Raw genomic sequence first — 18932 nt, 5'->3', positions numbered from 1 at the left:
GGCGGCGCCCCTTCGGATAGTGCTCTGCGAAGGCAAATGGGCGTGTTGGGTTCACGCCGGGTGCTGGTCTCCGGTGGTCGGTGGCGCCCGCATTCAGCGGGCGAGGGAAGCTGGCGTGCCAAGCAGCCAGCGTGTGCCGCGCAGTCGTGCCAGCGTCCAGCACAGCGTCGCCAGCATCAGCGTGAGGTGGTAGAGGTCCACGCGCGGGATGCCCCACCAGTCGCCTCGCCCGGCGATACCCAGCCCGGCGAGGACGAACAACAAGGCGCCGGCGATTGCCAGCGGCCAGCGCTGCGAGCGGCCGGGCCAGGCGATGGCGATCAGCGCCAGCAGGTTGCCGGCCAGCGCCAGGTTGTTCGGCAACCAGAGCATCAGCGCGGCGAGGGCGGCGAGCAGCAGATGGCGGGTGGCACCATGCAGGCTGCCGACGGCGATCAGCAGCAGGCTGATGCGCCCGGAGATGCCAGTCATGGTCTGGTGCGCCAGTCGCGCCGTCTCCAGGCCGCCATAGACCAGCGCACCGAGCAACGCAGTGAAGGTGATCAGGGCGAATCCGGCCACGCGCCAGCCGTGTCCGTTCTTCAGGCTGTCCGCCGCTGCCCAGACGCTCGCGGCGCACAGCAACAGTTCGCAGAGCACGCTGGAATTCATCTCAGACCTCCAGCGATTGCGGCTGGCGCAGCGAACGCAGCAGCATGCCGAACAGGGTCAGTGTCGCGGCGAAGAACAGCGCTACTGCCCAGGCTACCGGCAGGCCCCATTGCAGGTGGCCGATGGCGGCCGGAATCGCCAGCGAACACAGCCACAGCAACTGCCAGCGGCCATTGCCAGGCGCGCCTTCCAGGCTGCGGCCGAGTACCCACAGCGAGGCGATGATCCACAGCGCTCCGACCACCTTCCAGGCCAGCGGCAGCTGGTAGGCGAAGGCCAGGAAGCCCATGCCCAGCACCATCAGCAGGAGCATCTGCAGCAGGCAGTAGAAGGCCGTTGCGGCGGAAATGCGTGGGCGATAGATACGGAATGCGGTGATGTCGTGGGGCGGTTTCGGATCGAGCCGCTCGGCAGCGGCCGGGCGCCAGCCGGGGCGGGCGAACCAGACGCGAATTCTGTCCCCCCAGCTGTCGGCCAGGCGGGCGTCGGCAAGCAGGTCGCGGTACTTGTGGAAGTTCGCCTTGAGCGGATCGAAGGTCTTCAGCTGGCCGTGGATGCCGTAGATGATCGGCTCTTCCGACGCCGGGCGCTCCTTGGCGAAGGTGCCGAACAGGTGGTCCCAGAGCATCAGCACGCCGCCGTAATTCTTGTCCACGCAGTAGGCGTTCTGGCCGTGGTGCACGCGGTGGTTGGACGGCGAGGCGAAGCACTGGTCGAACCAGCCGAGGCTGCCGATGTGGCGGGTGTGAATCCAGAACTGGTAACCGAGGATCACCGCCCCGGCGACGATGAACACGCTCGGCGGAATGCCGATCAGCGCCAGCGGCCAATAGAAGAACCAGTTGGTGAGGAAGCCCGTGCTGGTCTGCCGCAACGCCGTGGAGTAGTTGAATTCCTCGCTGGAGTGGTGCACCACGTGGGACGCCCAGACCAGGTTCACTTCATGGCCCATGCGGTGGTGCCAGTAGTAGCAGAAGTCGTAGCCGAGCAGGCCGATGACCCAGACCCACCAATGCGAGGTGGAGAGGTCGAACAGTGCCAGGTACTGGTAGGCCAGCAGGTAGACACCGAAGTTCAGGGCGCGCACGAACAGGTTGATCACCTGGCCGCTGAGCCCCAGTGACGCGCTCGACAGGCTGTCCGAGAGGGCGAAGGTCTGGCGCCGCCGCCAGAAGCTCCAGAGCAGTTCGACCAGCAGCAGCACGAGGAATGCCGGCACGGCGTAGACGATCATGTTGGGCATGTTTCTGCCTCCTTTTTTTGTTGCACGGAGGCTAACGCGATGCGCCAGGGCGGGCGTGATGCAGGGCGCCAGTGCGCATGTCCAGTGGCGTCAATCGGCGGCGCATACGATTGGGTGATGGCGACCCATAGACGCCAGGAACGGCATTACCTGTAGGAGCGAGCTTGCTCGCGAACAAGGCCAAGCCTGACGCGGACATTTCGGGGGAATGCGGTTCGCGAGCAAGCTCGCTCCTACAAGGGCCCCCGCGCCGGAGGTCAGGCGCTGCGCAGGGTCTTGCGGAAATCTGCCGGGGAGATGCCGCGTGACTGGCGGAAGGCATGGCTGAAGGCACTGGCCTGGGAGAAGCCGAGCATCAGGGCGATCTCCATGACGCTGGAATCGGTGCGCCGCAGGTAATGGTCGGCCAGTTCCATGCGCATGGTCTCCAGCACCTGGGAGAAACTTTCGCCCTCGGCGGCCAGCTTGCGCTGCAGGGTGCGCGGTGACATGGCCAGTTCGCTGGCCAGCCCATCCAGGCTGACTTCGCCGCCGGGCATGTGCTCGATCAGCAGCGCCCGCAGCCGCCCGATCACCGAGAGCGGTGCGTAGGAGCGGCCCAGCTGCAGGTCCGCCTCCAGTAGGAGGCTCTTGTGGGTGCGCGGGTCGGCGCCCTGGATTCGCGCGGCGAGCATCGCCTCGGGGAAAACCAGTGCGTTGCGCGGGGCGTTGAACTGGACGGGGCAGCCGAAGAACTCGTCGTAGAGAGCAGCGTCGCCTTGCGCGGCGTGAATCATCTGCACTTCCAGCAGCGGCGCGCTGCTGCCGATCAGCCAGCGGCCGAAAGCCGTCCAGCCCGCCAGCACGGCGTCCTGCTGGCAGGCGCAGTAGGGCTCCAGCTCGGTGATGCGCTGGTCTTCGAGCAGTACACGGCCGTCCCCGATGACGATGTGCGTCTGGCTCGACGGGCTGTCGAAGACGATCTTGCCGAAGCGCCGGATCATGCTCATCGACTCGCCCAGCGTGGCGCTGGTCATCGACACCGCCCCCAGCACGCCGTAGCTGCCGGGGCGTACCGCCGCGCCCACCAGCAGGCCGAAGTGCGGCAAGCCGCTCATGCGCACCGCCAGCTCCAGCAGGGCCCGCAGCTGGTGCATGGGGATGCGCAGGATCGGGTCGGCGAGGCGCTCGCGCTGCAGGCCGATTTCGTTCAGCAGCAGTTCGCCGTCACAGCCGTATTGCTCGGCGGTGTTCAGCACGTGGTTGACGAAGGCGGCGCTGGCGGTGGCGGGATGCATGGCGTGTGGGGCGATCCGGTGGTCCGGTTGGAGAGCGGGTGCAATCTAGCAAGTCGGGCGCCGCCGAGGCCAGCGGCGTCCGTCGGCACGCTCAGACGCGGCCGCTGACCGGAATCCCGGCGCCGGTGATGGCGGCGGCCGCATCGCCGAGCAGGAAGAGAATCACCCCCGCCAGCTGTTCGGCCGTGACCCAGCGGCCGAAGTCCGCCTCCGGCATGGCGGCGCGGTTCTGCGGCGTGTCGATGATGCTCGGCAGCACCGCGTTGACCGTGACGCCCTGGTCCTTGAGCTCCTCGGCGAGGCTTTCGGTCAGGCGCAGCACGCCGGCCTTGGAGGCGGCGTAGGCGCCCATGCCGAAGCCGGCCCGGCTGGCCGCGCCGGCGCCCAGGTTGACGATGCGCCCGGTGGCGGACTGGCGAATCAGCGGCAACAGCGCCTGGCACGCGCACAGGGCCGTGCGCAGGTTGAGGGTGTAGAGGCGGTCCCAGCACTCGACCTCACCTTCGGCCAGGGTCTGCCAGGCAAAGCCGCCGGCGACGTTCACCAGCGCGTCGAGCCGGCCGAAGCGTTCGTCGATCCGGCGCGCTGCGGCCTGGGCGTCGGCCAGCGAGGCGAGGTCGATACCGGTCAGCAGCAGGGCGCCTTCGGGCGTATGGAAGTCCGCGGGCGGCGCTTCGGCCCGGTCGATCAGCACAAGCAGTGCGCCGGCTTCGGCGGCCTGGATGGCCAGCGCCGCACCGAGGTTGCCGAAGGCTCCGGTGATGGCGATGACGCGTTGGGAAAGCGATGAAGGCATGATGAATGGCGCTCGGTGGTTGACGTTCTTGTGGGTATGCTGCGAACGCTAATCACCCTGCCGCCGCGCGGCATGTTCCTGCGCGCCAGATTGGATGCGGCAGCGCGTCATCTGCTTGCCGGGCAGTGCAGGTTCAGGCCAGGTTGCGGAGGTAGGCCCAGGGATAGATCCCGCGGTCATGGCCGTCGTCGAACACCAATTGCACGCCGTAGCCCTGCAGGTTCAGCTGTTGCAGGACTACGCCTGCCTTCACCAGCTCGATGCGACCTTGCAGCCGCGCTGCCCGGCATTGCGAACAGGGGCAGGCGCCGCGCAGGCGGGTGAAGGCAATGCACTGCTCGACGCCGTCGTCCCAGCGGATGCGCAGTTCGCCGTCTGTGCTGGAGCGATGCAGCGCGACCGGCGTGTTCATGTCGACTGGCCCAACTGATTCAGGGCGATGCGCACGGCCTTGCGGACTTCCGGATCGCCGTCCTGCTCGGCGTTGCGCAGTGCCTCGATGGCATCGCCGCTGCCCAGTTCGCCCAGGGCCAGCGCGGCTTCCTTGCGCAGGTTGCTGATGCTGTGCCCGAGCACGACCTTCAACCCCTCCAGCGCCGGCAGGTAGCGCAGCTTGCCCAGCGAACGGGCGGCGCGCAGGCGGACCTGCCAGAAGTCGTCTTCCAGCGCATGCACCAGCGCTTCGCCGGCTTCGGGCAGGGCCAGTTTGCCGAGGGTGCCGGCGGCTTCCTCGCGCACTTGCCAGGCCGGATCGGCCAGGGCGGCCTGCAAGGCCGGCAGCACGCTGGCGTCGATGGCCAGGCCCAGCGCGCCGGCGGCGGCGCGGCGGACCTCTGCGTCCGGGTCGTCGCGGGTCAGCCGGGCCAGGTGCGGCAGGGCGTCGGTGCGTTTGAGCCAGCCGAGGATGCCCACGGCTTCGCGGCGTACGCCGGCATCGGTGTCTTGCAGCGCGGTGAGTGCCGGTTCGGCGGCGGCTTCCAGGCGCAGTTCGCGCAGGGCGCGCAGGGCGCTGCGGCGGACGAAGATATCGCTGTGCGCAGCCCAGGGCAGCAGGCGTACGCCGGCCTCGGCGGTCTTCAGCTCGCTGAGGCTCTGGGCGGCGGCTTCGCGCACGTCCTCGGCGTGGTCGGCAAGGGCCTGGCAGAGCGCGTCCACCACGTCGGGCTCTTCCCAGGCTTCCAGCAGGCGTGCGGCTTCGGCACGCACGCTGGCGGCCTCATCGCCGGTCAGTGCGGCAGCGAGCCAGGGCAGGCCGTCAGGGTCTTCAAGGTCGGCCAGTTCGATCAGGGCGATGCGGCGCACGCCGGCGTCGGCATCCTGCAGACGCGGTTGCAGGTCGAGGATGTCAGGATTATCGGTAGTCAGGCTGAAGTCGGTCATATGGCAAATCGCGGTATCCGTTGTGGAGTGGGCAGCCCCAGCGGCGTCAGACGCGGCAGCTGGCGGCCGTCTTCGTGGCGCAGCAGTTCCAGGCAGTGACGCTTGAGGCGGGAGAATTCCGGGCTGGTGAGCAGGTCGGCGTGGCGTGGTCGCGGGAAGTCGAGGCGGATGTCTTCGAGGATGCGCCCGGGGCGCGGGCTCATCACCAGGATGCGGTCGGCAAGGAACAGCGCCTCGTCGATGTCGTGGGTGATGAACAGCACGCTGGTGCGCAGGCGCGTCCAGATGTCCAGCAGCAGTTCCTGCATCATCATCCGCGTCTGCGCGTCGAGGGCGCCGAAGGGTTCGTCCATCAGCAGCAGGCGTGGCTGGTTGATCAGCACGCGGGCGATTTCCACGCGTTGCTGCATGCCGCCGGAGAGCTGCGACGGCCAGCGATTGGCGAAGCCGTTCAGACCGACCAGCTGGAGCATCTCGTCGGCCTGGCGATGGCGTTCCGCGCGGGGCACGCCGCGCATCTTCAGGCCGAAGGCGACGTTGTCGCGCACGCGCCGCCAGGGCAGCAGGGTGTGGTGCTGGAACACCATGCCGCGCTCGGGCGAGGGGCCGGCGACAGGACCACCGTCCACTTCCAGTTTGCCGGCACTGGGCGCCAGGTGGCCGGCAAGGGCACCGAGCAGGGTGGACTTGCCGCAGCCGGACGGGCCGAGCACGCAGACGAATTCGCCAGGCTCGATGGAGAAGCTCAGGGACTGCACGGCCTCGAAGGCGTCGCGACCGCTGCCGAGGTGGATCGACAGGCCGTCGACGCGCACGCGCCCCGGTGCGCTGGCGGGCAGGCTCATGGCTTGCCTCCGGCCTGGCGCTGCCAGGGTGTGACGAGGCTGCCGAGCTGGCGCACCAGCAGGCTGCTGGCCATGCCGAGCACGCCGATCAGCAACATGCCGACGACGATGTCGGGGTAGTTCTGCAAGGTGTAGGACTCCCAGGTGTAGTAGCCGATGCCCCATTGGCCGGAGATCATTTCGGCGGTCACCAGGCAGAACCACGAGGTGCCCATGCCGATGGCAAGACCGGTGACGATGCTCGGCGCGGCACCCGGCAGCACCACCTCGCGCAGCAGCGCCAGGCGCCCGGCACCGAGGCTGCGGGCGGAGGCGAGCAGGCGCGGATCGACCGCTTCCACGCCGTGGATGGTGTTGAGCAGGATGGGGAACAGCGCACCGGTGAAGGTGATGAAGATCATCGACAGCTCGGAGCTGGGGAACATCAGGATCGCCAGCGGAATCCACGCCACCGCGGGGATCGGCCGCAGCACTTCCAGCGGCGGCAGCAGGCTGTCGCGGGCCCAGCGGCCACGGCCGATGAGCAACCCCAGGGCGATGCCGGCGAAAGCCGCCAGCAGGTAGCCGGCGAGCACCCGCAGCAGGCTGCTGCCCAGGTGGCGGCCGAGCTTGCTCGATTGCGCCAGGTTCCAGGCCGCTTCCAGCACATCACGCGGGCCGGGCACGTTGGCGAAGGTGACCACGCCGAGGTTCACGTGGCGCGCGCTGAGCACCTGCCACAGCGCCAGGCAGACCAGCAGCGAGGCCAGGCGCAGGCTCCAGCGGGTGAGGGTGGTGGTGTTCATCATCGTTCTCCGTCGAGCCCCGGCGCGCGCGGCACCGGGGCTGCACCTCAGCGGCTGGCGACCGCCTGCTGGCTGGCAGCGGCGAAGTCGGCGACTTCCCCGCCGTGCTGGCGGGCGAAGGCGTCGGCCTGTTCGCGCAGCAGGAAGGCGTCCAGCGCGCCGTCCTTGCCGCGCACGAACCAGGCCTGACTGGCCAGCAGCTTGATGCCGCTGTCGCTGGCCTGGGCGTAGACGGCGCGGATGTCCTTGCCTTGCTGCTTCAGCTCGGCGAGTTGCCCCAGCGCTTCACTGGCGGTCGCGTAGCTGCGCACCTTCGGTTCGCCGCGCACCCAGATCTGCGCGACCTTGCGCGTATCGCTGATCGGCTTGTTGGTCAGAATGTCGTTACCCAGCAGTGGCTGCTGCGCGTAGTTCTTCAGCGCGGCGTCGTAGTCGGCGCCGGAGGCCTTGAAGGCGGCGCGGATGTAGCGGTCGTCGACGAACTGCTCGACGTTCAGGCCGCGGTCGGCTTTCTTCAGCAGCTTCAGGGTGTCGATGGCGGTGGTGACGGCCTGGCGGTATTCGGGCTTCCAGGTCAGGTCGCGGGTCTGCAGGCCGAGCGGGCCGTGGAACAGGTAGTTCACTTCGGCGGGAATGCCGGCGACTTTCTCGATCAGCTCGCTGTATTTCTCCGGGTCTTTCGCCAGCAATTGGTTGGCTTCGTAGGTGGCGCGCAGGTAGGCCTCGACGATTTCCGGGTACTGCTGCGCGTAGTCGGCTTCCACCAGCGCGCCGTGGAAGGTCGGTGCCTTGGCCTGGGAGCCGTCGTAGATCTTGCGGGCGATGCCACGGCTCTCGAACAGCTCGGCGAAGGGCACGAAGTCGGCATGGGCGGCGATCTTGTTGGCCTGTAGCGCGGAGCCGGCGACTTCCGGCGGTTGCGCGATGATGGTGACGTCCTTCTCCGGGTCCCAGCCCTGAGCGGCGATGGCGCGCAGCAGCAGACCGTGGGCGGTGGAGGCGAAGGGCACGGAGATGGTCTGGCCCTTGAGTTCGGCCAGCGACTGCACCTTGGACGAGGCGGGCACGACGATGCCGTTACCGCTGCCCTCGATGCTCCCCGAGAGCACGCTGATGAACAGGCTGCGCTTGCCGGCCGCCTCGTGGGCGACGCCGTTGAGCGAGCCGGGGAAGTCGGCCATGGCGCCGAAGTCGAGCTTGCCGGCGAGCATCTCGTTGGTCAGCGGCGCGCCGCTGGTGAAGTTCTTCCACTGCACGTCGTACTGCGCGTCCTTGTACTTGCCGTCGTGCGGCAGGTACTTGTCGAGCAGGCCGAGTTCGCGGATCAACAGGCCGCCGGCGGCGCAGTTGATGGTGGTGTCCTGGGTTCCGATGGCGACGCGGATGGTCTCGCCATGGGCGGTGATACTGGCAATGGCGAGCGCGAGGCCGGCCAGGGTGGTGCGCAAGGTCATGGGTGTTCCCCTCGAATCATGAGTGTTGGAATCGTCTCCGCCGCAGGCCTTGCGGTGGGAAACGAGGGGCGGTGCATCAGGCGTCCGGCGGTGGGGCCGGATGGCGTTTCTTATGGGTTGTTCGGGCTTTTCGTAGGAGCGAGCTTGCTCGCGAACAGCCCTGCTGCAGGAGTTGGTTCGCGAGCAAGCTCGCTCCTACAAGGGAACTTCGTTGCGGGAGCTCAACGCAGGAGGTACGGAATCTCCACGCGCACCGCACCGGTCGGGCAGTCCTTCTCGCAGGGCATGCAGTACCAGCATTCGTCGAAGGCCATGTAGGCCTTCTGGGTGGCGGGGTTGATCGCCAGCAGGTCCATCGGGCAGACCTCGACGCAGACGGTGCAGCCCTTGTCGGCGATGCACTTGTCCTCGTCCACCGTCACCGGGGCGCTGGAGCGGAAGAAGATTTCCTGGGGTTGGTAGGCCATTGCACGCGGTCCTCATCGTGTTGCTTGCCGGCCGTCGTGGCGGCGGGCTGATTCTGTTCGGTGGTTCTGGGGTGGCACTGGTGCTCGGGCCCATCCCTCACCCCAGCCCTCTCCCAGGGGGAGAGGGGGCCGTTCGGTGGGTCTGGAAAGCACCGAGTCAGCCGGCGAGCGCCGATTCATTCGCCGCTCAGGACAGTCGCCTCTCCATCAGGAGCGGGGCGCGTAGCCAGGGTTAGGGTGAGGGGCTCTTCAGGGCGCAAGAATTCAAGCCGCCTCGCTCTTTACCCGCAGTTTTTCGTAAGCCTGCTGCTCGTCTTCATCGAGCGCGATCACATAGGGCTCGATGGGCTTCTTGAAGCTGGTCATCTCGCCGTCGTCGCCCTTCTTCAGGTGCGCATGGCAGAACCAGTCGGCGTCGTTGCGCAGCGGGTAGTCGACGCGATGGTGGTACAGGCCCCAGCGGCTCTCGGTACGGAACAGCGAGGCGCGGGCGGCCATCTCGGCGCAGTCGCGGATCACGCTGACTTCCATGGCGCGCATCAGCTCGTGGGGGTTGTTGGCCTTGAGCTGGTCGAGGTCGCGGGCGATCTCGGCGAAGCGCTGCAGGCCGATCTCCATCTTCCTGGTCACCTTGGGCGGCTGCAGGTAGTCGTTGACCATGCGCCGCAGCTTGTACTCCACCTGTGCTGGCGGTAGGCCGTGCTCGCGTTTCAAAGGCGCGAAGACGCGTTCACGCTCACGCTCCACCTGGGCGCTATCGACCTCGCGGAACTCGCGGCCGGCCACGTATTGCGCGGCATTGGTGCCAGCGAACCAGCCGTAGGTGAAGGCGCCAAGCATGTAGTTGTGCGGCACGGCAGCCATGTCGCCGGCCGAGTACAGGCCCTTGACGCTGGTCTCGGCCTTCTCGTTGACCCACACGCCCGAGGCCGAATGGCCGGAGCAGAAACCGATCTCGGAGATGTGCATCTCCACCATCTGCTGGCGGTAGTCGGTGCCACGGTTGGCGTGGAACTGGCCGCGGCTGGGGCGTTCGTTGCTGTGAAGGATTTCCTCGATGGTCTGGATGGTTTCCTCGGCCAGGTGGTCGAGCTTGAGGAACACCGGGCCGTTGCCGCCTTCGAGCTCCTGGTGGAACTCCCACATCATCTGGCCGCTCCAGTAGTCGCACTCGATGAAGCGCTCGCCCTTGCTGTTGGCGGTGTAGCCGCCCAGCGGGCCGGTGACGTAGGCGCAGGCCGGGCCGTTGTAGTCCTTGATCAGCGGGTTGATCTGGAAGCACTCCAGGTTCGAGAGCTCCGCGCCCGCGTGGTAGGCCATGGCGTAGCCGTCGCCGGCATTGGTGGGGTTCTCGTAGGTGCCCATCAGGTAGCCCGACGAGGGCAGGCCCAGGCGGCCGGCGGCGCCGCAAGCGAGGACCACCGCCTTGGCGCGGATCACCTGGAACTGCGCGGTACGGCAGTCGAAGCCGAGCAGGCCGTTGACCGCGCCTTCTTCATCGGTGAGCAGGCGGGTCACCACCAGGCGGTTGGTGATCTCGATGCGTGCACGCTTGAGCTGGCGGTACAGCACCTTCTTGATGTCGTGGCCCTCGGGCATGGGCAGCACGTAGGCGCCCATGTGGTGGACCTTCTTCACCGCGTAGTCGCCGACCTCGTCCTTCTCGAACTTCACGCCCCAGCGGTCCAGTTGCTGCAGGGTCTCGAAGCTGTGGGTGGCGTAGGCGTAGACGGCGGCCTGGTTGACGATGCCATCGTTGGCGACGGTGATTTCCTTGGTGTACTGCTCAGGCGTGGCGTGACCGGGAATGATGGCGTTGTTCAGCCCGTCCATGCCCATGCTGATGGCGCCGCTGCGCTTGACGTTGGCCTTGTCCACCAGCAGCACGCGCAGCTCGCGGTTGGCTTCCTTGGCCTTGATCGCCGCCATGGGGCCGGCGGTGCCGCCGCCGATCACCACGATGTCGTAGGCGAGTTCCTTGTCCTCGGGGATCTGGGAGAGATCGAACTGGGTCATTGGTGCTGTCCCTTGTGGCGGTCGATGCGCAGGCGGTACTGGAAGGCGTCGCCGCGGTAGTAGAGGTGTTCGTAGTCCAGCGGCGCGCCGTCGGCGGTGTGGGTCAGGCGTTCGATGCGCATTACCGGCGAACCTTCTTCCACCTCCAGCGCGCGGGCCAGTTCGGCATCGGCGAGGATGGCGTCGATGGCGAGGTCGGCATGGCCCAGGGGCAGGGCGCAGTCGTTCTCCAGGATCAGGAAGATGTCGCGGCTGACCAGGTCGGCCTTTTCCAGCCGCTTGCCAACGGCCTCCGGCAGCCAGGTGATTTCCAGCGACACCAGCTCGCGGTTGACCAGGCGGGCACGCTTGATCTGCACCACGTTCTCGCCCTCGGCGACTTGCAGACGGGCGGCAACCTGGGCGTTGGCGGGCACGGTCTTGAAGCTGCGCAGGCGGTTGATCACTTCGTAGCCGCGCTGGGTCATGGATTCGCCCAGGCCCTGCAGGGTGCTGACGTTCTGGAAGGCCTTGGGCTTGGCGACGAAGGTGCCCTTGCCGTGGATCTTGAAGATCAGCCCTTCCTTCTGCAGGTCGCCCAGCGCCTGGCGCACGGTAATCCGGCTGACCTCGAAGGCCTTGCCCAGCTCGGCCTCTGACGGCATGCGGCTGAGCGGCGGATAGGTGCCGTCGAGGATGCGCGTGCGGAGGATTTCCTTCAGCTGGCTGTACAGGGGAACGGGGGAGAGGGGGAGTAGTTCGACCATAGTTCATAACTTGTTATGACGAGTTGCCGAAACTATAAAAGGAATAGCTGATTCAGGACAAGAAACGATTTCGCATAAGCATAGAAAGCGCCGTCAGCAGGGGTATCTCAGGTTTTTTTGTAGGAGCGAGGGGGACGCCCAGTCCTTGCTCGCGAACCGCCTGATGCCAGAGCGCCCGGGTAATCCGTTCGCGAGCAAGCTCGCTCCTACAGGGTCAAAAGTCCTCGCGCGGAGATTTCCGCCCCATAGGGCGGACATAACCTCAGAACGGCCGGCTGCCAGACAGGCTGATGCGCTTCAGGCGCCGCTTCTCGCTGGCCGGGAAGGCGTTGCGACCATGCAGCACGGCCTGGTTGTCCCACCAGACGATGTCGCCCACCGACCATTTGTGGCTGTAGATCAGCTCGGGCTTCTGCAGGTGTTCGCGCAGCCGCTCGACCAGTGCGGCCCCTTGCACGGGATCGGCACCGGGGATTTCCACCTCGGTGTGCACGGAGAGGAACAGCACGCGCTTGCCGTTTTCCGGGTGGGTGCGCACCAGCGGGTGTTCGGTGCCCTGGATGGGCTCGATGTCCGGGGTGCGGTAGCGCACGAAGGTGCCGTTGTAGCCGCCGCTCTTCAGGCGGATGAACGGTTTGTAGTTGATCAGGCGCAATGGGTCGATCTCGGCGCGGGTCGCCTCGTCCAGTGTCTCGTAGGCGCGGGCGAGGTTGGTGAACTGGGTTTCGCCGCCGGTCCTGGGCACCTCTAGGGCGTAGAGGAAGGAACCGGAAGAGGGCACCGGCGTCCATTGATGGTCAACGTGGGCCGGCAGGGCGAAGTTGCCCAGTTCACCGTCCTCGGTGTTGGCCACCTTGACGATGTCGGGGGCCTTGCCGTCTGCACCGGAGGACAGCACGGGCACATCTGCCGGTGGCTGGAACACCGCGCCGAACAGCGTGGCGAAGCGCAGGTACTGCTGGTCGTCCAGGTCCTGGTTCTTGAAGATCAGGATGTGGTGTTCGCGGTGGGCCTGCCTGATTGCCAGGATCTGTTCCGGGGTCAGCGGCTCGCGGGCGTCGAGGCCGTGAACTTCGGCGCCCAGCGGGGCGTCGAGGGGGACGATGGCGAAGGGTTCGGGGGTGGGTTGTTGTACGGCGTTGGATTGGGTCATCTCGAGAATCCTGAGTTTGGGGCTTCTCTCACCCCAACCCTCTTCCGGAGAGAGAGGGGGCAGTCCGATGCAGCGGGTCATCCCGTTGCGCCGATCTACTCCCTCTCCCCTTGGGAGAGGGCGGGGGTGAGGGGCTTTGGGGAAAGGCTCAAACCTTCTTGATCGTCCGACTACGCTGCCCGTCGATACCCACCGGCACTTCGCCGCTGAGCGTCACGCGGCGCACGATGCGCGGCTGGGTGCCGTAATCGTCGACGGCGTAGTGCTGGGTCGCGCGGTTGTCCCAGATGGCCACGTCGCCCGGCTGCCAGCGCCAGCGCACGGTGTTTTCCAGGCGGGTGACGTGGCTCTGCAGCACGGCGAACAGGTGCGCCGAGTCGTGCTGCGAGAGGCCCTTCAGGCGCTTGACGAAGTGTCCGAGCAGCAGCGTCTTCTCGCCGCTGATGGGATGCACGCGCACCACCGGGTGCTCGGTCTCGTAGACGGTGGAGGTGAACACCTTGCGGTATTCCTCCAGGCGCGCCGGGTCGACGTTCGGGCGCACGCTGGCATAGTCGTATTCGTTGCTGTGCACGGCCCAGAGCGAGTCGGCCAGCGCCTTCAGCTCCGGCGTCAGGTCGTCGTAGGCGGTGGCGGTATTGGCCCAGACGGTATCGCCGCCAGACTCCGGTGCTACCACGTTGCGCAGGATCGACGCCTTGGGATAGGCGTCGACGAAGGTCACGTCGGTGTGCCAGGAGTTGGCGCGGCGGCCCTGGGCGCCGTCCAGCTCCAGCAGGTAATGGGTGCCTTCCTGCACCGGCACGGTGGGGTGCGCCACCGGCTCGCCGAGCAGCTTGGCGAAGGCTTCCTGGCCCTGGTCGTCGAGCTGGGTCTGGCCCCGGAAGAAGATCACCTTGTGCTGCACCAGCGCAGCCTGGATGGCCTCGATGGTGGCGGCGTCGAGATCGCCGGAAAGCGTCACGCCGCGAATTTCCGCACCGATGCGGCCGGCTACCGGGTGGATGTCCAGGTGTACCAGGTCTTGCTGAATGGCTTGTGCTGCAGTGCTCATCTCATCGTCCTCTTGCTGTGGCAATAGCGCCGCGCTCGGGAGCGCGGCGGATGGGGATCAGAAGTCGTAACGGACCGACGCGCCCAGAGTCCGCGGCTGCCCCACCGAGGCGGTGTAGGAGCCGTTGATGCTGGCGAAGGCGGCCAGGTAGTAGTCCTTGTCGAAGGCGTTCTTCAGCCAGACCGAGGCGTCCAGCTGGCCGTCGCCGAGGTCCTTGCGCAGGCCGACGGAGAAGTTCGCCAGGCCGTAGCCGTCGATCTTCGAGAGGTCGGAGTTGTCCAGCGTGCCCTCGGCCTCGGAGCGGTAGGAGTAGCTGCCGGTCACGTACGGGCGGATGCCGTCGTCGAGGTTCCAGGCGTATTCGCCATTGAGGTTGGCGATCCATTTCGAGGCGCCGACCACGCGTTGCCCCGTGAGGTCGCAAGTGGCGGGCGCACCGGGCTGGGTGGAGATTTCCGCCGGGCACGGGGCGTCCTTGAACGACAGGTAGGTGACGTCGTTGTAGGAGCCGTTGAAGTTCAACGTCAGGCCGCGAATGGGCAGCGCGGTGGCCTCGAACTCCAGGCCGCGCGAGCGCACGCTGCCGGCGTTGGAGAGCACCGAGACCAGCTGGGTCGAACCCGGCGGCTGGTACAGCGTGGTGGCCTGGTAGCCGTGGATGCCGGTCCAGAAGAGGTTGGTGTTGAGTTGCAGGCGGTTGTCGAACAGTGTGGTCTTGATCCCCAGTTCGGCGTCGTTGGCGCGCTCCGGGCCGACCAGCAGGGAGTCGGCGCCGGCCGTGGGCGCACTGGCCACGGCCAGGTTCACGCCGCCGGACTTCTCGCCGTGGGACAGCGAGGCGTAGCCGAGCAGGTCATCGGTGAACTGGTAGCTCAGGCTCAGCAGGGCCGAGGGCGCGAAGCTGTAGAGACTGAGGTCGCCCGAGTCGTAGGCGCCCAGTTGGTTGTTGCGGACCACTGCGCCGACGCCACTGACCGGCGCACCGCCGACCGGGGCGAAGCGCTCGACCTTGGCGTCCTTCTCCTCGTAGGTGCCGCGCAGGCCGGCGGTGAAGTCCAGCTTGTCGGTGAGGTGCCAGGTGCCCTGGGCGAACAGCGCGAAGCTGTCGGTTTCGATCTTGCCGTTGGCCTTGGAGTAGGTGTTGTTCAGGGCGTTGAGGTTCGCCCCCAGCAGGTACGGGTCGGCCAGCGGGCCGTAGTCGGTGAAGGTCTTGTTGCCCAGGTTCTGGTTGAACGCATAGGCGCCCAGCACGTAGTCGAAGAAGCCGCCGGTGGGCGAGGCCAGGCGGATTTCCTGGGAGAACTGGCGGTCGTGGACTTCCACGCCGGTGTTGTTGATCGCCGAGACGTTGAGTTGCTCGTCGTTGGCCGGGGTGAAGTGCCAGTAGCGATAGGCGCTGATGGAGGTCAGCTTGTAGCCGCCGTTGAGGTTCCAGTTGGCCTCCACCGAGCTGCCGCCCTGGTGCACGCTGACGTGCTGGCGGCTGTTGATGTTGACCTTGTGCCGGTCCGGATCGCGGATCGGCGAAGCGCCTACTGCGGCGGCGCGCTGCCAGAAGCGGTCGGCGGCGCCATAGACCACCATGCTGCCGTTGCTCGAATCCTCCTCGTTGTAGTCGTTGATCCAGCGCAGGTCGAAGTCCTCGTTGGGTTTGAACAGCAATTGCCCGCGGATGCCCTGGCGCTCGCCGCCGTTCAGGTAGTTGTCGTCATGGACGTTCTTGATGTAGCCGTCGTCGCGGGTGCGGTAGGCGGACACACGCCCGGCCAGGGTGTCGGTCAGCGCGCCGGAGACGGTGCCCTTGCCCTGGAAGTAGCCGTCCTGGCCACCGGAGACCTCGACGCTGCGCTCGGGGCTGAAGGTCGGTGCGCGGGTGCTGATGTTCAGCACGCCGGCCGTGGTGTTCTTGCCGAACAGTGTGCCCTGCGGGCCGCGCAGCAGTTCCAGCTGCTCGATGTCCAGCAGGTCGAACACTGCCATGCCTGGGCGGCCCAGGTAGACGTTGTCCAGGTAGACCCCGGCGCTGCCTTCCAGGCCGTCGCTGGCCGGGTTGTTGCCGATGCCGCGCACGGCGATGCTCGACTGCCGCGCGTGGATGAAGGCGACGTTCACGCTGGGCAGGATCTGCTGCAGGTCCTGCACCTTGTAGACGCGCTGGGTTTCCAGAGTTTCGCCGCCGACCACGGTGATCGGCGTGGGTACCTTCTGCGAATCCTCCTCGCGGCGGCGGGCGGTGACGGTGACCTTGCCCAGGGTGGCATCGGCCTTGGCCGGCGCGGCGCTTACGGCCTTATCGGTCTGAGCGGCAGTCGTGCTGTCCTCGCTTTCCTCGGCGAGCACCGGCAGGGCGCCGCCCAGTGCCAACAGCAGGACCACTGCGTAGTCCGGAGCGCGCAGCCGGCGCGGGGCGAAGGGGAAGGGCGAATGTCTCGAAATCATGCTGTGTCCTTGTCTGTCCGCGCCGATCGCGGGCAAAAGGGGGCCGCGCCACACGAAAGTGGCGAGCGACGTTTTCTCTATGGGGTCTGCGGCGTTTGCTGTCAGCGACAGCGCGGCTGACACATTCGCGAGGAAAGGAGGGGCAAGGCTGGCATCGGGCGACTCCTGGTCTGAGCTATATTCTTAGTTCATAAAAGAATAGATGTTTGTTTTATTCTTCATTGACGGAATAAGAGCTTGCATTTAAAACCAGCGCATAACGAGCGGCAAATGCCTTTGCCCACTATTTTCAATGCCGGAAATGCATCATGGATCTGCGCCAACTCCGCTACTTCATCGCCCTCAACGAACACCGCAGCTTCGTTCGCGCGGCCGACGCCATGGGCATTACCCAGCCGGCGTTCAGCCGCAGCATCCAGGGCCTGGAGCAGGAGCTGGGCTGCCGCCTGGTGGACCGAGGCAGCAAGGACCTGCGGCCGACTCCCGAGGGCCAGGTGGTGCTGCAGCACGCGCTGAGCCTGGTGCAGGGCGCGAACAACCTGAGCCATGCGGTCGCGAGACTGAACAAGCTGGATTCGGGCGAGTTGCGCTTCGGCAGCGGGCCGGCCCCGGCGCAGAAGCTGGTGTCCGACGCGGTGTCGCGCTTCGTCCAGCGCTACCCGCGCATCCACATCCAGTTCGGCGTGGACAACTGGGAGCGCCTGGCGCGCAGCCTGAGCCGCGAGGAGATCGAATTCTTCGTCGCCGACATCCGCCATTTCGAAGCCGACCCGAACTTCCAGACCCGTGCGCTGAAGCCGCGCAGCGGCCTGTTCTTCTGCCGCCAGGGGCATCCGCTACTGGCCAAGGAGAGCCTCTCCACCAACGACATGTTCGCCTACCCGCTGGCCGCCACGCTGATCCCCCCCAGCGCGCGGAAGATGCTCGCCAACCTCAGCGGCAAGATCGACATCACCACCAATGTGCAGTGCGAGGACATGGCCTCGCTGGTGCGCATCGTCAGCCAGACCGACGCCATCGGCATCGCCGTGGAGGAGGCCCTGAGCGAGCCCATGGCGCGCGGCGAACTGGTGCGCCTGCACTTCCGCAACCTGCCCAACAACGTCGACATCCTCCAGGCCCGTTGCGGCATCGTCACCCGCAGCGGCGACCGCCTCTCGGCAGCGGCGCGGGCAATGATCGAATTGCTGGTGGACCTCGACGCTGGGGTGGAGAGCGCGGTGGCGTGAGGCGGGTTGTCATGGGAGCAAAGCGAACCGGTAGGGCCAGCAGCTAAGATAGGCTGGCCGCACTGTCCATGGCTGCCTGCAATGAACCTCTCCTTCCGCCCCGCCCGGATCACCGATGTCCCCTACGTCCAGCGCGGCGAAGAGGCCTATATCCGTGAGTGGGAGCCTGCCCATGAGGCGCGCTGGAGGGAAGGCTTCGACCGGCATCTGGCGCGCTGGCTCGATCACTTTGAGCGTCTGACCATTGCCGAGCACGCCGGCGAAAGCGTGGGCTATAGCTTTTGGATGCCGGAAGATGGCAGCGCGGAACTGTGCACCCTGGGCGTCAGCACGGCGTGGCGGGGCAGGGGCGTCGGTGCAGCGTTGTTGCAGCGCTACATCGAGGACGCCCGGCAGGAAGGCTATACGCGACTCAAGCTCAGTGTGCGCCCCGACAACCCGGCGCGGCGCCTGTATGAGCGCGCCGGGTTCCAGCCACGGGGCTGCGACGCCCTGGGCTATCGGCAGTACGAATTGCTGATCGACTGAGGCGTCAGACCCACTCGGTGCTGCGCTTGCGCCGCACGCGCAGCATGGTCGGCAGGATCAGCCCGGCGAGCAGGCCGGCGCCGGCGATGCTGCCGCCGTAGGCCATGTAGCGCATCAGCACCTGCTTGTTCTCGTCGCCCAGTTGAGCCTGGGCATCGCGCAGTTGCGAGCGGGCTTCGTTCAGCTCGCTATCCAGCGCGGTACGCGCGGCCTGAAGTTCGTCGATGAGCTTCTTGCGCGCATCCAGGGTTTCCTGCATGCCCTGGACACGGTTCTTCCAGCTGTCGTCGATGGTCTGCAACTGCGTGGTCAGCTCGGTGACTTTCTGCTCCAGCGCCGGCAGACGTTCGGCCTGGCCGGGTTTTTCCTGCAGGTCCTTGCTGGCGATCCACACGCTGTTGCCGCTGTCGCTGCGTACCTGGCTGTAGTCGCCGGAAGTGCTGAGCAACTGGACCTGCTGCCCGGACGTGAGGGTGCCAACGATACGGTAACCATCGGTGGGGCCGCTGCGCACATAGGTGCTCAGGCTGTCGTTCACCCAGCGCGCGTTGCTGGCGGGCTCCTCGGCCTGGGCCGGGACGCCGGCTGCCAGCAGGCCGGCAAACAGGCAGGCGCCGAGGGCGCGGGTCTGGAGGGGAGAAACTCGTGCAGGGAAACGACGCGATAGGGACATGGGCAATCTTCACATGACTTGAAACGAAACCCGCCTTGCGGGAGTGAAAACGCCGGCCGGGCGTTTTATTTGAAACGAAGGGTTCAGAACTAGCCGGGTGGCCAATGGCCAGGGGCTCCACCCGGTGGGCCGACAGCACACAGACAGTCGTCGGACGCCGAGAGTTCACCGGTAGGAAATTGCACGGATGAGTGGT

The 18932-nt window shown here is 66.7% G+C and carries 17 protein-coding genes and 1 pseudogene; 2 read left to right on the top strand and 16 right to left on the bottom strand.

Annotated elements, in window-relative coordinates; translation table 11 throughout:
* Positions 1-93 precede the first annotated feature (93 nt).
* The 15 genes and pseudogenes from A6723_RS15660 to A6723_RS15590 all read right to left on the bottom strand — a co-directional run.
* On the bottom strand, positions 94-651 hold the full coding sequence (locus A6723_RS15660; protein WP_054911157.1) for a hypothetical protein: 558 nt from the start codon (positions 649-651) through the stop codon (positions 94-96).
* Between the two features lies 1 nt (position 652).
* Complete coding sequence (locus A6723_RS15655) at positions 653-1894, bottom strand: sterol desaturase family protein (protein WP_064979796.1); 1242 nt, start codon at positions 1892-1894, stop codon at positions 653-655.
* Positions 1895-2151: 257 nt separating this feature from the next.
* Positions 2152-3171, bottom strand: coding sequence for an AraC family transcriptional regulator (locus tag A6723_RS15650; RefSeq protein ID WP_054909281.1), 1020 nt, complete (start codon positions 3169-3171; stop codon positions 2152-2154).
* A 91-nt stretch (positions 3172-3262) separates the two neighbouring features.
* Positions 3263-3967: an SDR family NAD(P)-dependent oxidoreductase gene (locus tag A6723_RS15645; RefSeq protein WP_054909280.1), complete on the bottom strand. Its 705-nt coding sequence runs from the start codon at positions 3965-3967 to the stop codon at positions 3263-3265.
* Positions 3968-4100: 133 nt separating this feature from the next.
* Positions 4101-4379: a gamma-butyrobetaine hydroxylase-like domain-containing protein gene (locus tag A6723_RS15640; protein WP_054909279.1), complete on the bottom strand. Its 279-nt coding sequence runs from the start codon at positions 4377-4379 to the stop codon at positions 4101-4103.
* Entirely contained in the window at positions 4376-5347 is a 972-nt protein-coding gene (locus tag A6723_RS15635) for a HEAT repeat domain-containing protein (RefSeq protein ID WP_054909278.1), read from the bottom strand. The genes A6723_RS15640 and A6723_RS15635 overlap by 4 nt, the downstream gene beginning before the upstream one ends.
* Complete coding sequence (locus tag A6723_RS15630; RefSeq protein ID WP_054909277.1) at positions 5344-6192, bottom strand: ABC transporter ATP-binding protein; 849 nt, start codon at positions 6190-6192, stop codon at positions 5344-5346. Before A6723_RS15630 ends, A6723_RS15635 begins: the two co-directional genes overlap by 4 nt.
* The gene (locus tag A6723_RS15625) at positions 6189-6977 is read right to left on the bottom strand and encodes an ABC transporter permease (protein ID WP_037018010.1); all 789 of its coding nucleotides are present in this window, start codon (positions 6975-6977) and stop codon (positions 6189-6191) included. Before A6723_RS15625 ends, A6723_RS15630 begins: the two co-directional genes overlap by 4 nt.
* 47 nt (positions 6978-7024) lie before the next feature.
* Positions 7025-8431, bottom strand: coding sequence for an ABC transporter substrate-binding protein (locus A6723_RS15620; protein WP_054909276.1), 1407 nt, complete (start codon positions 8429-8431; stop codon positions 7025-7027).
* 221 nt (positions 8432-8652) lie between these two features.
* A complete protein-coding gene (locus A6723_RS15615; protein WP_024767017.1) occupies positions 8653-8898 on the bottom strand; it encodes a ferredoxin family protein in 246 nt (81 codons plus the stop codon).
* Positions 8899-9162: 264 nt separating this feature from the next.
* On the bottom strand, positions 9163-10914 hold the full coding sequence (locus A6723_RS15610) for a fumarate reductase/succinate dehydrogenase flavoprotein subunit (RefSeq protein ID WP_054909275.1): 1752 nt from the start codon (positions 10912-10914) through the stop codon (positions 9163-9165).
* Positions 10911-11660: a GntR family transcriptional regulator gene (locus A6723_RS15605; RefSeq protein WP_054909274.1), complete on the bottom strand. Its 750-nt coding sequence runs from the start codon at positions 11658-11660 to the stop codon at positions 10911-10913. Before A6723_RS15605 ends, A6723_RS15610 begins: the two co-directional genes overlap by 4 nt.
* 262 nt (positions 11661-11922) lie before the next feature.
* Complete coding sequence (locus tag A6723_RS15600; protein WP_054909273.1) at positions 11923-12813, bottom strand: TauD/TfdA family dioxygenase; 891 nt, start codon at positions 12811-12813, stop codon at positions 11923-11925.
* A 148-nt stretch (positions 12814-12961) separates the two neighbouring features.
* Positions 12962-13867, bottom strand: coding sequence for a TauD/TfdA family dioxygenase (locus tag A6723_RS15595; RefSeq protein WP_024767020.1), 906 nt, complete (start codon positions 13865-13867; stop codon positions 12962-12964).
* A 57-nt stretch (positions 13868-13924) separates the two neighbouring features.
* Positions 13925-16292: pseudogene (locus tag A6723_RS15590) on the bottom strand (TonB-dependent receptor); the annotation flags it as partial.
* A gap of 322 nt (positions 16293-16614) precedes the next feature.
* Between A6723_RS15590 and A6723_RS15585 the strand changes: the two are divergent.
* Positions 16615-17535, top strand: coding sequence for a LysR family transcriptional regulator (locus A6723_RS15585; protein ID WP_037010248.1), 921 nt, complete (start codon positions 16615-16617; stop codon positions 17533-17535).
* Positions 17536-17616: 81 nt separating this feature from the next.
* Positions 17617-18063, top strand: a complete 447-nt coding sequence (locus tag A6723_RS15580; RefSeq protein ID WP_054909271.1) for a GNAT family N-acetyltransferase — start codon at positions 17617-17619, stop codon at positions 18061-18063.
* A gap of 4 nt (positions 18064-18067) precedes the next feature.
* Here A6723_RS15580 and A6723_RS15575 read toward each other — a convergent pair whose 3' ends face one another.
* Complete coding sequence (locus A6723_RS15575) at positions 18068-18736, bottom strand: TIGR04211 family SH3 domain-containing protein (RefSeq protein WP_054909270.1); 669 nt, start codon at positions 18734-18736, stop codon at positions 18068-18070.
* Positions 18737-18932 lie beyond the last annotated feature (196 nt).

The sequence above is a fragment of the Pseudomonas sp. AU11447 genome, from assembly GCF_001672555.2.
GTDB classification, from domain to species: Bacteria; Pseudomonadota; Gammaproteobacteria; order Pseudomonadales; family Pseudomonadaceae; genus Pseudomonas; species Pseudomonas nitroreducens.
This window is presented reverse-complemented; position numbering and strand designations above follow the sequence as displayed.

What these genes read in the sequence shown, in the direction of transcription:
- A6723_RS15660 (WP_054911157.1), bottom strand. Translation starts at nt 651, where the DNA reads ATGAATTCCAGCGTGCTCTGCGAACTGTTGCTGTGCGCCGCGAGCGTC.
- A6723_RS15655 (WP_064979796.1), bottom strand. Translation starts at nt 1,894, where the DNA reads ATGCCCAACATGATCGTCTACGCCGTGCCGGCATTCCTCGTGCTGCTG.
- A6723_RS15650 (WP_054909281.1), bottom strand. Translation starts at nt 3,171, where the DNA reads ATGCATCCCGCCACCGCCAGCGCCGCCTTCGTCAACCACGTGCTGAAC.
- A6723_RS15645 (WP_054909280.1), bottom strand. Translation starts at nt 3,967, where the DNA reads ATGCCTTCATCGCTTTCCCAACGCGTCATCGCCATCACCGGAGCCTTC.
- A6723_RS15640 (WP_054909279.1), bottom strand. Translation starts at nt 4,379, where the DNA reads ATGAACACGCCGGTCGCGCTGCATCGCTCCAGCACAGACGGCGAACTG.
- A6723_RS15635 (WP_054909278.1), bottom strand. Translation starts at nt 5,347, where the DNA reads ATGACCGACTTCAGCCTGACTACCGATAATCCTGACATCCTCGACCTG.
- A6723_RS15630 (WP_054909277.1), bottom strand. Translation starts at nt 6,192, where the DNA reads ATGAGCCTGCCCGCCAGCGCACCGGGGCGCGTGCGCGTCGACGGCCTG.
- A6723_RS15625 (WP_037018010.1), bottom strand. Translation starts at nt 6,977, where the DNA reads ATGAACACCACCACCCTCACCCGCTGGAGCCTGCGCCTGGCCTCGCTG.
- A6723_RS15620 (WP_054909276.1), bottom strand. Translation starts at nt 8,431, where the DNA reads ATGACCTTGCGCACCACCCTGGCCGGCCTCGCGCTCGCCATTGCCAGT.
- A6723_RS15615 (WP_024767017.1), bottom strand. Translation starts at nt 8,898, where the DNA reads ATGGCCTACCAACCCCAGGAAATCTTCTTCCGCTCCAGCGCCCCGGTG.
- A6723_RS15610 (WP_054909275.1), bottom strand. Translation starts at nt 10,914, where the DNA reads ATGACCCAGTTCGATCTCTCCCAGATCCCCGAGGACAAGGAACTCGCC.
- A6723_RS15605 (WP_054909274.1), bottom strand. Translation starts at nt 11,660, where the DNA reads ATGGTCGAACTACTCCCCCTCTCCCCCGTTCCCCTGTACAGCCAGCTG.
- A6723_RS15600 (WP_054909273.1), bottom strand. Translation starts at nt 12,813, where the DNA reads ATGACCCAATCCAACGCCGTACAACAACCCACCCCCGAACCCTTCGCC.
- A6723_RS15595 (WP_024767020.1), bottom strand. Translation starts at nt 13,867, where the DNA reads ATGAGCACTGCAGCACAAGCCATTCAGCAAGACCTGGTACACCTGGAC.
- A6723_RS15585 (WP_037010248.1), top strand. Translation starts at nt 16,615, where the DNA reads ATGGATCTGCGCCAACTCCGCTACTTCATCGCCCTCAACGAACACCGC.
- A6723_RS15580 (WP_054909271.1), top strand. Translation starts at nt 17,617, where the DNA reads ATGAACCTCTCCTTCCGCCCCGCCCGGATCACCGATGTCCCCTACGTC.
- A6723_RS15575 (WP_054909270.1), bottom strand. Translation starts at nt 18,736, where the DNA reads ATGTCCCTATCGCGTCGTTTCCCTGCACGAGTTTCTCCCCTCCAGACC.